Annotated in this window: 11 protein-coding genes and 1 pseudogene; 11 read left to right on the top strand and 1 reads right to left on the bottom strand. The window is 37.0% G+C overall.

Annotation, left to right across the window (positions count from 1 at the left end; translation table 11 throughout):
• Window positions 1–86 precede the first annotated feature (86 nt).
• The 5 genes from accD to ACWNMY_RS05285 all read left to right on the top strand — a co-directional run bounded on the left by accD (window position 87) and on the right by ACWNMY_RS05285 (window position 5,739).
• Window positions 87–950, top strand: a complete 864-nt coding sequence (gene accD, locus ACWNMY_RS05305; protein ID WP_449537229.1) for an acetyl-CoA carboxylase, carboxyltransferase subunit beta — start codon at window positions 87–89, stop codon at window positions 948–950.
• On the top strand, window positions 944–1,924 hold the full coding sequence (accA, locus tag ACWNMY_RS05300; RefSeq protein WP_449537228.1) for an acetyl-CoA carboxylase carboxyl transferase subunit alpha: 981 nt from the start codon (window positions 944–946) through the stop codon (window positions 1,922–1,924). Before accD ends, accA begins: the two co-directional genes overlap by 7 nt.
• A gap of 324 nt (window positions 1,925–2,248) precedes the next feature.
• Window positions 2,249–3,208, top strand: coding sequence for a 6-phosphofructokinase (gene pfkA, locus ACWNMY_RS05295; protein ID WP_449537227.1), 960 nt, complete (start codon window positions 2,249–2,251; stop codon window positions 3,206–3,208).
• An 88-nt stretch (window positions 3,209–3,296) separates the two neighbouring features.
• Window positions 3,297–5,057 (top strand): pyruvate kinase, encoded by a 1,761-nt coding sequence (gene pyk, locus ACWNMY_RS05290; protein ID WP_449537226.1) that lies wholly within the window; start codon window positions 3,297–3,299, stop codon window positions 5,055–5,057.
• Between the two features lie 289 nt (window positions 5,058–5,346).
• A complete protein-coding gene (locus ACWNMY_RS05285) occupies window positions 5,347–5,739 on the top strand; it encodes an FxsA family protein (RefSeq protein ID WP_449537225.1) in 393 nt (130 codons plus the stop codon).
• Between the two features lie 40 nt (window positions 5,740–5,779).
• Here ACWNMY_RS05285 and ytvI read toward each other — a convergent pair whose 3' ends face one another.
• Window positions 5,780–6,895, bottom strand: coding sequence for a sporulation integral membrane protein YtvI (ytvI, locus tag ACWNMY_RS05280; protein ID WP_449537224.1), 1,116 nt, complete (start codon window positions 6,893–6,895; stop codon window positions 5,780–5,782).
• A gap of 583 nt (window positions 6,896–7,478) precedes the next feature.
• On the opposite strand from ytvI, the gene citZ reads away from it, so the two are divergent.
• From citZ to pnpS, 6 genes and pseudogenes are all read left to right on the top strand, one after another.
• A complete protein-coding gene (citZ, locus tag ACWNMY_RS05275; RefSeq protein ID WP_449537223.1) occupies window positions 7,479–8,597 on the top strand; it encodes a citrate synthase in 1,119 nt (372 codons plus the stop codon).
• Between the two features lie 98 nt (window positions 8,598–8,695).
• Window positions 8,696–9,970: pseudogene (icd, locus tag ACWNMY_RS05270) on the top strand (NADP-dependent isocitrate dehydrogenase); the annotation flags it as partial.
• A gap of 286 nt (window positions 9,971–10,256) precedes the next feature.
• Complete coding sequence (mdh, locus tag ACWNMY_RS05265) at window positions 10,257–11,198, top strand: malate dehydrogenase (protein ID WP_449537222.1); 942 nt, start codon at window positions 10,257–10,259, stop codon at window positions 11,196–11,198.
• Between the two features lie 90 nt (window positions 11,199–11,288).
• Complete coding sequence (locus tag ACWNMY_RS05260) at window positions 11,289–11,765, top strand: MaoC/PaaZ C-terminal domain-containing protein (RefSeq protein WP_449537221.1); 477 nt, start codon at window positions 11,289–11,291, stop codon at window positions 11,763–11,765.
• 241 nt (window positions 11,766–12,006) lie between these two features.
• Window positions 12,007–12,726: a winged helix-turn-helix domain-containing protein gene (locus ACWNMY_RS05255; RefSeq protein ID WP_449537220.1), complete on the top strand. Its 720-nt coding sequence runs from the start codon at window positions 12,007–12,009 to the stop codon at window positions 12,724–12,726.
• Window positions 12,719–14,149, top strand: coding sequence for a two-component system histidine kinase PnpS (gene pnpS / locus ACWNMY_RS05250; RefSeq protein WP_449537219.1), 1,431 nt, complete (start codon window positions 12,719–12,721; stop codon window positions 14,147–14,149). The genes ACWNMY_RS05255 and pnpS overlap by 8 nt, the downstream gene beginning before the upstream one ends.
• Window positions 14,150–14,403: the final 254 nt, after the last annotated feature.

Here is a 14,403-nt window from a genome sequence, read left to right as displayed (position 1 = left end):
GTTACAAAGCTTTTGTTCCAAAATATGCGATAGATATTAACTGGTCGAAGAAGCCATTCAATTGAAATGTGTGAGGAGGTTCCTTTTTGTTAAAAGATTTTTTTGTTAAAAAGAAAAAGTATGCTTCAATACCTTCAGAACAAGCAAAGCTAGATGTCCCAGAAGGTATTATGAGTAAATGTCCTAACTGTAAAAAAATTATGTATACAAAAGAATTAGTTAAAAACAACAAGGTTTGTATGAATTGTGATTATCACTACCAAATGACTGCCTATGAAAGAGTTGAAAGTTTGTTAGATGAGGGTTCATTTTTTGAATTTGATAAAGATATGGTTTCTGAAAATCCACTTGATTTTCCAGATTATCTTGAAAAGCTTAAGAAGGATCAAGATAAGACAGGGATTAATGAAGCAGTTGTAACAGGTGAAGGCACGATCAGTGGAAACCGAATTATTTTGGCCATCATGGATTCAAGTTTCCGAATGGGAAGTATGGGTTCTGTCGTTGGGGAAAAAATCACCAGAGCAATTGAGATGGCAATGAAGCAGAAAGTCCCATTCCTCATTTTTACGGCTTCCGGGGGAGCTAGAATGCAAGAGGGTGTTCTAAGCTTAATGCAAATGGCAAAAACAAGCTCGGCTCTAAAGCTATTTAGTGATCAGGGTGGACTTATTATTTCAATTATGACTCATCCTACTACAGGTGGGGTTTCTGCAAGCTTTGCTTCTTTAGGAGACTTTAATTTTGCTGAGCCAGGAGCATTAATAGGATTTGCAGGTAGAAGAATTATCGAGCAAACCATACGTGAGGAATTACCTGAAGATTTCCAAACGGCAGAGTTCCTACTAAAGCATGGCCAATTAGACGCTGTAATCCACAGAAATGAATTAAGAGATACGTTGGCCAATATAGTAGATATTCATACGGATGGAGGTGCAGGTAATTGGTAGGCGAACTAGAATTTGAAAAACCAGTGGTAGAATTAAAGAGAAAAATTACGGAGTTGAAAGATTTTACAAAAGACTCTAATGTAGACCTTTCTGATGAAATTTCAAAGCTCGAAACGAGACTTCTAAAGCTTGAAAATGAAATATATAGCAATATAAAGCCTTGGGATCGAGTTCAAATTGCTCGTCATCCGGAACGACCAACATCGCTTGATTATATAGATCGAATTTTTACGGATTTCTTCGAATGTCATGGTGATCGTTACTATGGTGATGATGCAGCGATTGTAGGTGGAATTGCAAAATTTCAAGGCTTACCCGTTACAGTGATCGGACACCAACGAGGCAAAGATACAAAAGAAAACATTCGAAGAAACTTTGGTATGCCACATCCTGAAGGATATCGTAAGGCACTAAGGCTAATGAAACAAGCTGAAAAGTTTAATCGGCCAATTATTTGCTTTATCGATACTAAGGGAGCATATCCTGGTAAAGCCGCTGAAGAAAGAGGGCAAAGTGAAGCAATAGCAAAAAATCTGTTCGAAATGGCTAGTTTAACTGTCCCAGTTATTTGTATTGTAATTGGAGAAGGGGGAAGTGGTGGTGCACTTGCCTTGGGGGTAGGAAATCACATACACATGCTAGAAAACTCAACCTATTCCGTTATTTCCCCAGAAGGGGCAGCCGCATTACTATGGAAAGACGCGGGTCAAGCCAAAAAAGCAGCAGAAACAATGAAAATAACAGCTCCGGACCTAAAAGAATTAGGGATAGTAGATGAAATTATTCCTGAGGTTAGAGGCGGTGCCCATAAAGATATTACTGAACAAGCAATTTCTATCGATTCCATCCTTCTACAATCGTTGAAGGAATTACGAAAGCTTAGCAAAGAAGAATTGGTTCAGCATAGATATCAAAAATACAAAAAAATTGGTCAATATAATAAAACTGAAGAAGAGTATATAAGTGCCCATTAACATAGAAGGCGTGCGTCTAACACACAATGTGTGGGGCACGTTTTTCTTTTGTTTATCCTTAAAAATTTAGACTATACTACTAATAATAATTAACCGTTCATAGCATACTTTTATTGTGTTTTTCTCCATCAATTCAATACCTTACATTTCTCTTTTTTCTGTCATAATTCTGCAACATTTTCTAATTTTAATATGAAAACTTAGTTGTTTTACTTATATATTAGTGTTATTTTATACATATTGCGACAAAATAATGAGGTAATTGAAAAGTTGTACCAAGAACAATGGAAGTGTCTAGATTATTTTTTACATAGAGGTGGAAGCATGAAAAGAATAGGTGTTTTAACAAGTGGTGGAGATTCACCTGGTATGAACGCAGCGATACGTGCTGTTGTACGTAAAGCAATTTATCATGATCTAGAGGTATATGGAGTATACCAAGGATATGCTGGATTAATCAGTGGACAAATTAAAAAATTAGAGATTGGTTCTGTTGGTGATATCATTCATCGTGGTGGTACAATGCTTTACACAGCGAGATGTGAAGAATTCAAAACAGAAGAAGGTCGAAAAAAGGGAATAGAGCAACTTAAAAAACTTGGAATTGAAGGTTTAGTTGTAATTGGTGGAGATGGTTCGTACCGTGGAGCTAAAAAGCTAACTGAACTTGGCTTTCCGTGTGTAGGCGTTCCGGGCACGATTGATAACGATATACCAGGAACTGACTTTACTATTGGTTTTGATACTGCACTAAACACCGTAATCGATGCCATCGATAAGATTCGTGATACTGCAACTTCACATGAACGTACATATGTAATAGAGGTTATGGGGAGACATGCTGGGGACCTAGCTCTATGGGCAGGGCTAGCAGGTGGAGCAGAAACGATCATAATCCCTGAAGCTGAACATGATATGAATGAAGTGATTGCCAAACTTAACCGTGGACATGATCGTGGCAAAAAACACAGTATCATCGTTGTTGCTGAAGGTGTAGGAAGCGGAGTAGAAATAGGTAAAAAAATTGAAGAGGCTACAAATTTTGAAACAAGAGTAAGTGTTCTTGGACATATCCAACGTGGAGGATCACCAACTGCAACAGACAGAGTATTGGCTAGTCGCTTAGGTGCTAAAGCTGTTGAATTGTTATTAGAAGGCAAAGGCGGACGAGCAGTAGGTATCCAGCAAAACAAATTAGTGGATCACGATATTCTTGAAATATTAGATCGCAAACATACGATAGACGAAAAAATGTATAACTTATCACAAGAATTATCAATCTAGTGTGGTAAGATTCCTAGTCGGGTACAGTTGATTTAGAGGTATTGGTAATCGCTCATTTGAAAATGGGGATTATAGAGGAGGAAATATAATGAGAAAAACAAAAATAGTATGTACGATTGGTCCTGCAAGTGAAAGTGTAGAAAAGCTAGTAGCACTGGTAAATGCAGGAATGAATGTTGCGAGATTGAACTTTTCACATGGTGATTTTGAAGAACATGGTGCACGTATCAAAAACATTCGTGAAGCATCAAAGCTTACAGGGAAAAATGTGGCCATTTTATTAGATACAAAAGGACCTGAGATTCGTACACATACGATGGAAAATGGCACAATCGAATTAGTTGAAGGGTCGACTGTAATTATCTCTATGGAAGAGGTAATTGGTACACCAGAAAAGTTCTCTATTACATATTCAGGTCTTATTCAAGATGTACAACCGGGTTCAAGAATCCTACTTGACGATGGTTTAATTGGTCTTGAAGTAGTCGAAGTTAATGAGCAAAAACAAGAAATCCTTACAAAAGTATTAAATAGTGGCACATTAAAAAATAAAAAAGGTGTAAACGTACCAGGGGTAAGTGTGAATTTACCTGGTATCACGGAAAAAGATGCAAATGATATCGTGTTTGGAATCCAGCAGGATGTTGACTATATCGCAGCATCGTTCGTACGCCGTGCATCTGATGTATTAGAAATAAGAGAATTATTAGAAGAAAATAATGGTGAAACTATTCAGATTATCCCTAAAATTGAAAATCAAGAGGGCGTAGACAACATTGATGAGATTCTTGAGGTATCTGATGGCTTAATGGTTGCACGTGGGGACTTAGGTGTTGAAATTCCTGCTGAAGAAGTACCACTTGTTCAAAAGGAATTAATCAAAAAATGTAATGCTCTTGGTAAACCAGTTATTACTGCAACACAAATGCTAGATTCCATGCAACGAAATCCTAGACCAACACGAGCAGAAGCAAGTGATGTTGCGAATGCAATTTTTGACGGGACTGACGCAATTATGCTTTCTGGTGAAACGGCTGCTGGTTCATATCCAGTAGAAGCTGTTCAAACAATGCATAACATAGCTTCTCGTGCGGAACAGGCTCTAGTTCATAGAGAAATCTTATCACAGCGTAGCAGAATTTCCGGTATCACCATTACAGATGCAATTGGACAATCTGTTGCACATACTGCATTAAATTTAGATGTGTCTGCTATTGTTACTCCTACTGAGAGCGGACATACGGCAAGAATGATCTCAAAATATCGTCCAAAGGCTCCGATTATTGCAGTAACGGCAAATGAATCAACAACTAGAAAACTTTCGCTAGTTTGGGGAGTCTATGCGCAAACTGGTAATGTTGCAAAATCAACTGATGAAATGCTAGATAACTCTGTAGAAAGTGCGCTAAACACTGGGATTATCAAACCAGGTGATTTAGTTGTGATTACTGCAGGTGTTCCAGTAGGAGAATGTGGAACTACCAACATTATGAAAATTCATGTAGTCGGTAATACAATTGCAAACGGTCAAGGAATTGGTCGGAAAACTGCTTTCGGTAAGGTAGTAGTGGCTGCTACTAGTGAAGAAGCAGAAGCGAAAATGTATGATGGGGCTATCCTCGTAACCCCAGCAACTGATCGTGACATGGTTAAATACATTGAGCAAGCATCTGCTCTAATCACTGAAGAAGGCGGTCTTACTAGCCATGCAGCAGTAGTGGGATTAAGCTTAGGTATCCCAGTTATCGTAGGGGTAGAAAATGCAACAGCACTCTTAAAAGATGGTCAAGATATAACAGTTGATTCATCACGTGGTGTGATATACGAAGGACATGCGAACGTTCTATAAAAAAGAGAAGGGAAACCTTCTCTTTTTTTCTATATTTGGACTACTCTTTCAAAAAAAGTAACGTATAATTAAAGAAAGCTTACCTTTACTGAGTCAGGTTCAAATTCCGACTGAATACAGGTATAGCCTCAGGCAGATGCCGCAGACCTTCAAAGAAAGTTTTGATAGTACTAAATGAAAGAGTAAGAATGCCACATATCCTGTGGCAACGTCTTGTAATCACCTTGTGGTTGCCTAAAATATGGGCGTAAATACGCTAATTCGCATTTGATTAGGGGGACAATATAAAATGAGATACTTACTTGCATTAATCATTATTGTACCTGCTTTAGAAATAAGTGTCCTTATTTTATCAGGAAAAACGCTAGGAGTTCCAATTACGTTCCTGCTAATTATCCTTACAGGAGTGATAGGGGCATGGCTCGCAAAAAAAGAGGGACTAGAAACACTTAGACGAGCCCAAGAGCAAATGAACTATGGTCAGGCTCCTGGTGAATCCATATTGGATGGGATATGTATCCTTGTAGGGGGTATATTACTTCTATCTCCTGGATACATTACAGACCTTATTGGATTTCTTTTGTTACTTCCAGTTACGAGAAAGTTTTTTAAGCCTATTATAGGGAATTGGATTAGACGTATGGTCGAAAAAGGCCAATATACTGTAATCCGCCGTTGGTAACAGTAAAGGAAGCCATTGCAGTAACAATGGCTTCCTCTTTTTATACTTCTTTTCCCATAATAAACTTCCAAATATCTTGAAAAACACCAGTTGTGTATAAAGTTCGAATGATCACTAAAATTACAGGACCAATAATAAGGCCAAGGAATCCAAACAGCTGAAAACCAACAAAAAGGGATATCAAGGTTGCTAGTGGATCCAAACCGATACTTGAAGAAAGAATCTTAGGCTCCATTACTTGGCGTTGAACAATAACAACTAAATACAAGATTCCAAGACCTATCGCAAAGGCTAGGTTACCACTAAAGGCTGAGTATATAATCCACGGAACAAATACAAGTCCTGTTCCTAAATAAGGAAGAAGGTCGACAATTCCAATTAACAATGCAATAGTAATTGCGTAATCTACTCGTAAAATTAATAATCCAATTAACACGATTCCTGCTGTTATAGAAATTAACGTCGCTTGAGCCTTAATAAAACCAAAGAGAGCCTTTTTTAGCTCGATAAATACAGATTTACCACTCGTTCTCGCTTTAACTGGTATAAACTTTCTTCCGTAAATAACAAACTTATTCCAGTCTTTACTAATGAAAAATGTAGCAAGCAGAGAAAAAACAATAACAGTAGCTGCATTAGGTAGCCATCCTAAAAACTTTGGAATATTCTCTAAAAATGCCTTTACGAATTCCCCTACATTTGTAGCAATGGTTGTACCAACATTACTAATATTATCCATTATTGTTTGCTGTTGACCTTGTTCTAAATTATCGAACATACTAGTCAACCTTTCATATAAAGGTATGACTTGGCCGACAATTAGATTTTCAAAATAGATTACCAGTTTTTCAAAGTGTTGTGGAACCTCACTTGCCAAATAATTTGCACCAGAGATGATCTCGGCGATTAAAAACGTTAGGAAAGCAGTAATTAGCCCGAACACTAGAAATATGCCTAAAAATACCGATAAACCACGAGGCATTCTTGCTTTGCGTTCAAAAAGGTTCACAAGAGGATTAATTAAAAATGCAAGCAATAAAGCAATTAAAAATGGATATGTAAGTCTAAAAAGATAATAAGAAAGAATAACCCCGATGACTGATAAAGCTAAAACTAATAGAAAGCGAAGAAAACCGTATACATAATTAATATTCAAACTTTTTCCTCCCTAGGCAAATCTATAATTTTATTTTACAATCTATTAAAAATCTTTAAAAGTAATACGGATAAAAGGTAATTAAAGTTTCCAATTATGGAGAAAAAGTTATATATGTGATATTATACGTTATGAGCGAGTGAAAATCTGTCGTAAGCAAACTGCAAATTAGGATAAAATTAGACAAAGAGTCAGTTTTTTGATATTCACCATAGTTGTGCATATAACCTAATGAAGTTGGTGTAATAGGAAATTGCTTTATTGTAATAATATTTTATTAGTAAATTTGGCTCTTTCGATTCACAAAAGTCTGATTATTTATTATAATAGAATCAGGGGTTACATATTTTTCTACGTATTTATTCATTCACTTGCATAGCAATTTTTTATTGTCACAATACTATTTTGTTATTTGTGGTTTAGAGCGATTTTTTTCAAAATGAAAGCATTTACTTTATAAATGAATCGGCTAATTTCATACTCAAATAGATTATGACGATAAGGTATGTTTTCTTTTTGAGCATGCGCTCATTTTACCTCTTAAAGGGGCAGGGGAAATTTTTAAAAGGAGATGAAGGATCTTATGACAGCAACAAAGGGTCTAGAAGGAATTGTAGCTACAACGTCTTCAATCAGTTCAATTATTGATGATACGTTAACTTATGCAGGATTCGATATTGATGATTTAGCGGAGAATGCTAGTTTTGAAGAAGTTGTCTACCTACTATGGCATCGTAAACTACCAAATAAAGAAGAATTAGTTGAATTGAAAAAGCAACTTGCAGAAAACGCAAGTCTTCCACAAGAAGTACTTAATCATTTCAAATCATACCCGATTGATAAGGTTCACCCAATGGCTGCTCTTCGCTCAGCTGTTTCACTCTTAGGCTTATATGATGAAGAGTCAGACGTAATGGAACCAGAAGCAAACTATCGCAAGGCTATTCGTCTACAAGCCAAACTACCATCAATTGTTACAGCGTTTTCACGTGTTCGTAAAGGATTAGAACCAGTTGCACCAAGAACTGATTTAAGCTTTGCAGGGAACTTCTTATATATGTTGACTGGTGAAGAGCCAAGCGAAATTGCTGAAGAAGCATTCAATAAAGCATTAGTTCTCCATGCGGATCATGAATTAAACGCGTCTACATTTACAGCGCGTGTATGCGTTGCTACTTTATCTGATATCTATTCAGGTGTTACAGCTGCAATCGGAGCTTTAAAAGGTCCACTTCACGGTGGTGCAAACGAAGCTGTTATGAAAATGCTTTCTGAAATAGGTGAAGTTGAAAACGTAGAAACATATATTAAAACAAAATTAGGAAACAAAGAAAAAATTATGGGATTTGGTCACCGAGTATACAGAAAAGGTGATCCACGTGCAAAACACTTGAAGGCAATGTCTCAAAAATTAACATCATTAACTGGTGAGCCGAAATGGTATGAGATGTCAACAAAGATTGAAGAAATTGTTACAAGTGAAAAACCACTTCCACCAAATGTTGATTTTTACTCAGCATCTGTATACCATAGCTTAGGTATTGATCATGATTTATTTACACCTATCTTTGCAGTAAGCCGAGTATCAGGATGGTTAGCTCATATTCTTGAGCAATATGACAACAACCGATTAATCCGCCCACGTGCTGAATACACTGGTCCAGGTATGCAAAAATATGTTCAATTAGAGCAAAGAGGTTAATAAATCTAACAATATATATTAAAATAAAAAAGAAAAGTATTTCAAGAGGGTTTCTTTTCATTTTCTTGAAATACTTTCTATGAAATCAGGAGGTAGTTCTAGTGACTCAAGGTGAAAAAATTACAGTAACAAATGGTGTATTAAACGTACCAAATAATCCAGTTATCCCATTTATTGAAGGTGACGGCACTGGTCCTGATATCTGGGCTGCAGCATCACGTGTGTTAGAAGCTGCTGTTGAAAAAGCATACAATGGTGAAAAATCAATCGTATGGAAAGAAGTTTTAGCAGGTGAAAAAGCTTTTAATCAAACTGGCGAATGGTTACCAGAAGAAACATTAGACGTTATTCGTGAGTACATAATTGCAATTAAAGGACCTCTTACTACACCAGTTGGTGGTGGTATCCGTTCTCTAAACGTTGCATTACGTCAAGAACTTGATTTATTTACTTGTCTTCGTCCAGTGCGTTATTTTACAGGTGTACCATCACCAGTAAAGCGTCCAGAAGACACAGATATGGTTATCTTCCGAGAAAACACTGAAGATATTTATGCAGGTATTGAATATGCTAAAGGTTCTGAAGAAGTTGAAAAGCTAATTAACTTCTTGAAAAATGAATTAGGAGTTAATAAAATTCGTTTCCCAGAAACTTCAGGTATTGGTATTAAGCCTGTTTCTGAAGAAGGAACTAAACGTCTTGTACGTGCTGCAATTAACTATGCAATCGAGCAAGGACGCAAATCTGTAACTCTTGTTCATAAAGGAAATATCATGAAGTACACTGAAGGTGCATTCAAAAACTGGGGTTACGAGCTTGCTGAACAAGAATTCGGTGACAAAGTATTTACATGGGCTCAGTACGACCGTATCGTTGAAGAAGAAGGTAAAGATGCAGCAAATAAAGCACAAGCAGATGCTGAAGCAGCAGGTAAAATCATTGTGAAAGATTCAATTGCAGATATTTTCTTACAACAAATCTTAACACGTCCACGTGAATTTGATGTTGTAGCAACAATGAACTTAAATGGTGACTACATTTCTGATGCATTAGCAGCTCAAGTTGGTGGAATTGGTATCGCTCCAGGAGCTAACATCAACTATGAAACTGGACATGCAATTTTTGAAGCTACACACGGAACAGCTCCTAAATATGCAGGATTGGATAAAGTAAATCCATCATCTGTATTACTTTCAGGTGTATTAATGTTAGAACACCTTGGTTGGAATGAAGCAGCTACTTTAATTATGAATTCAATGGAAAAAACGATTGAATCTAAAGTTGTAACATATGACTTTGCTCGCCTAATGGAAGGCGCAACAGAAGTGAAATGTTCTGAATTTGCTACTGAACTAATTAAGAACTTAGGTTAATATTTTAAAAAAGTGACTACCCTAGTCAAAGGGTAGTCTCAACGTGTAGACAAAGTCAGTTAAGACTTTGTCTACACGCAGTTATGTATGGTAATCTAAAGAGTGACGTATGATCCTAGACTGTCTTGAAAACGCTTGTCAGTCAAGGCGCGCAGGCCGAGTGAAGACGCGAATCGAAGTTGCCCCTCATGAGCGGACAGCGAAGCAAGCAACTCAGTATGCGAGCGTTTGTCAACAGTCTGTAGTTTTAGGGTAGTCTCTTATATACATTCAGGGAGGATTTAGAATGAGCCAATTTAAACGTAAAAAAATCTCTGTTATTGGAAGCGGATTCACAGGTGCGACAACTGCATTTCTTATTGCGCAAAAAGAGCTAGGTGATGTAGTTTTAGTAGATATACCACAGATGGAAAATCCAACAAAAGGAAAAGCTTTGGATATGTTGGAGGCTGGTCCTGTACAAGGATTTGATGCATCTATTACTGGTACTTCTAATTATGAGGATACAGCAAATTCGGATATAGTTGTCATTACAGCGGGAATTGCACGTAAGCCTGGTATGAGTCGTGATGATCTCGTTCAAACAAATCAAAGGATTATGAAGAGCGTTGCACAAGAAATTGCAAAATACTCTCCTACTAGTTATATCATTGTACTAACAAACCCTGTTGATGCAATGACATATACTGTATTTAAGGAATGTGGTTTCCCTAAAAATCGTGTAATCGGTCAATCAGGGGTTTTAGACACTGCACGTTTCCGTACGTTTATTGCTCAAGAATTAAATCTATCTGTAAAGGATATTACTGGCTTTGTTCTAGGTGGTCACGGTGATGACATGGTTCCACTCGTTCGTTACTCCTATGCAGGCGGTATACCTCTTGAAACTCTATTACCTAAAGAACGACTAGATGCCATTGTTGAACGAACACGAAAAGGTGGCGGAGAAATTGTAAATCTATTAGGGAACGGAAGTGCTTACTATGCACCTGCTGCTTCTTTAGTAGAAATGGTAGAAGCTATTCTAAAAGATCAACGACGTGTTCTTCCTGCAATTGCATATTTAGAGGGTGAATATGGATTTGAGGGGATTTACCTTGGAGTGCCAACGATTCTTGGGGCAAACGGCATCGAAAAAATCATCGAACTCGAGCTTACTGATCAAGAAAAAGCAGAACTTGCAAAATCAGCCGCTTCGGTTAAAAATGTGATGGACATCCTTGTTTAAGCATAAATGAAAAAAAGATTCGGGGAAACCCGAATCTTTTATACATACATATATAGATTATTTAAAATCAATGGAGGTGCTACCGTTTTCATGTTACTAGGGAAAAAACGAAAATTAGGTAGAAGGATTGAGGAGATGACAGTCGGGGAGAAGCTCTCCTTGACTGAGAAAATAGAAGATAAAGATTTACTTCTGTATCTTGGATTAACGAACGATGCAAATCCACTATATATTCAACATGATTATGCATCCCAAACTCCTTTTAAAAAGCCAATTGTTCCAACAGTGATGTTAACTGGGATTATAATAGCGGCGGTTTCAAAATACTTACCAGGTCCTGGTAGCCATGTCCTTAAACAGGATATTGAATTCTTGAAGCCCCTTTTCCACTATGCAACAGTACAGTTTTTATTTGAGGTCACAAAAATTAACTATGATGATCACACTGTTGAAATTACAGTATCAGCAATAGATGAAGAGGAAGCACAAGTAATCGAAGGGAAATTATTGGTCTGTCCTCCACAAAGAATTTCACCTATGGAAGGGAAAATTCTTGAAAACTTTTAAGAGAGTCTAAAGCTCTCTTTTTTTTTATTTTAAGATGTATCATTGTTTTTATTGTATGAAGGGGAACATAAGGCAAATTTTACACCAGCCTTTTAAATACTTGTACTTTGGATATATATACCTATTGTGTGACTATAGGGAAACAAATGCTTGGTAAGTATGGTATGTTATTCTATAATGACTTATATAGATAGATAGAGAGAAAGATGATGGGGTTTATCTTTTTAAATGGAGGAAGGCAATGAATAAAAAGGTATTGGTTGTAGATGATGAACAGTCGATCATTACATTACTTCAGTATAACCTACAACAGGCTGGCTACGAAGTAATCACTGCTTTAGATGGAGAAGAGGGTTTACAGAAAGCCATAGATGAAAGTCCTCAGATAATCGTACTAGACTTGATGCTACCAAAGCTTGATGGGATCGAAGTCTGTAAACAGCTTCGCCAAAGTAAAGTTGATATCCCCATCCTTATGTTAACTGCAAAGGATGACGAGTTTGATAAAGTTTTAGGCTTGGAATTAGGTGCCGACGATTATATGACAAAACCCTTTAGTCCGAGAGAGGTAGTTGCCCGCGTTAAAGCAATACTTAGAAGAACAAGCAAGTCCGAGGGAACAGAAGTCGAAGATAATCATAAGGTCGATCAAATTGTAATAGGTTCCTTACGCATATTGCCTGAGTATTTTGAGGCCTACTTTAATAATGTAGCACTTGAATTAACGCCAAAGGAATTTGAACTACTCGTTTATCTAGCAAGACATAAAGGAAGGGTATTAACACGTGATCAGCTCTTAAGCGCTGTATGGAATTATGATTTTGCTGGTGACACGAGAATCGTAGATGTTCACATTAGTCACCTGCGTGAAAAGATTGAAAGGGATTCGAAAAAACCAAGTTTTATCAAAACAGTTAGGGGATTAGGCTACAAGCTTGAGGAGCCAAAGCTTCATGCATAAAATCCAATCTCGCCTTCTTTTTGCAATTATTTCATCAATTATCGTAGTTTTTCTATGCTTGGGTTTTGTTTTAGGTCAGCTTATTACAGGCTTTATCGAGAATGGTGTTCAGCATGGTACCCCTATTGAAAAAGTAGGTACACAGGTATGGGTAGGTCTTGTCATTTGCTTAGGACTTGCACTAATCCTCATCGTATCAATCGTTGTACAAATAACGACAGCCTACACAAAACCAATTGATGCTGCAACAAGGGCAGCGAAAGAACTTGCAAGAGGAAACTTTAGGGCAAGAACCTATGAAGATTATGATAGTCAAGAAGGGGTACTAGGACAATCTATTAATATTGTTGCAAGAAATATTGAAGCCATGACGAAGTCGTATGAAATGCAGCATGATAGATTATTTACTTTGATTGAAAATATGGGTAGTGGCCTATTATTTATAGATGGAAAAGGATATATTAGTATTTTTAATAAATATATCAATGAAGTTTTTAAAAACAGTCAAGAGGAATTACGGGGGAAACTTTACTATGAGGCCCTTACATACAATGAAATTACCAAATTAGTAGAAGAAATTTTTATGACTGAGCGGAGAGTAAGAAGACAAGTGCACCTTTCAATCGATAACGAACAAAGAGATTTTGAAGTGTATGGGGCACCAATTATTGGTACAAATGCGGAATGGAAGGGAATCGTTCTCGTTTTCCATGATATTTCTGATTTGAAAAGACTTGAACAGATGCGTAAGGACTTCGTTGCAAATGTGTCCCACGAACTTCGGACACCAATTACATCAATCAAGGGTTTTGCGGAGACTTTGATGGATGGTGCAATGAATGATGAAGCAGTGCTACAAGAATTCCTCTCCATCATTTTAAATGAGAGCCATCGCCTTCAAGTGCTTATTCAGGATTTATTAGATCTATCCAAAATGGAGAATAAGGGCTTTAAGCTTACTATTACACGAGTTAATGTGAAAGAGCTTTTAAACAATTGTCTACTAATGCTTCGGTCAAAATCATTAGAACGAGATATACATTTGGAGCTTCTTATTGAGGATGAATCAGCTACTATTGATGGTGATATGGATCGTCTGAAACAAGTTTTTATCAATGTCATCAATAATAGTTTGTCATATTCACCAAAAGGAGCGAAGGTTTCCGTTCAAGTTACAAGTCAGAATGAATTTATACAAATCAAAGTTATTGATACCGGAGTGGGGATAGAAGAAAAAGAACTTCCGAGAATTTTTGAAAGATTTTATCGAGTGGATAAGGATCGGAGTAGGAACTCTGGAGGTACAGGTTTAGGCCTTGCAATCGTTAAACATATCATCGAAGCTCATGAAGGATCAGTGCTGATAAACAGCAAGGTTGGTGAAGGAACTACGGTTACGATACGACTTAAAAGGCAGTTGTAAACTTGCCTTAATTTTTAGAGTAGTAATGTTGGGAATGCTCAAATATGAAAGAGGAACAATACGCCCTGGCTCATTTGATTTGGTTTCTTTACAAAATGTTTACAACTAGTAAATATTCCCTTAATATACAACCCGTATCATGATAACTGAGAACCCCTTCATTTTCGGAGGCCAAACTTTTTTGACAAGGGCATAATGTCCTTGTCACTTTTTTTACAATAATGAAACCTTTTTGTATTTAATCCGTATTAAAC

This window comes from Ferdinandcohnia sp. Marseille-Q9671, from assembly GCF_976954385.1.
The sequence above is the reverse complement of the archived record's forward strand: the minus strand, read 5'-3'. Positions and strand labels throughout refer to the sequence as shown.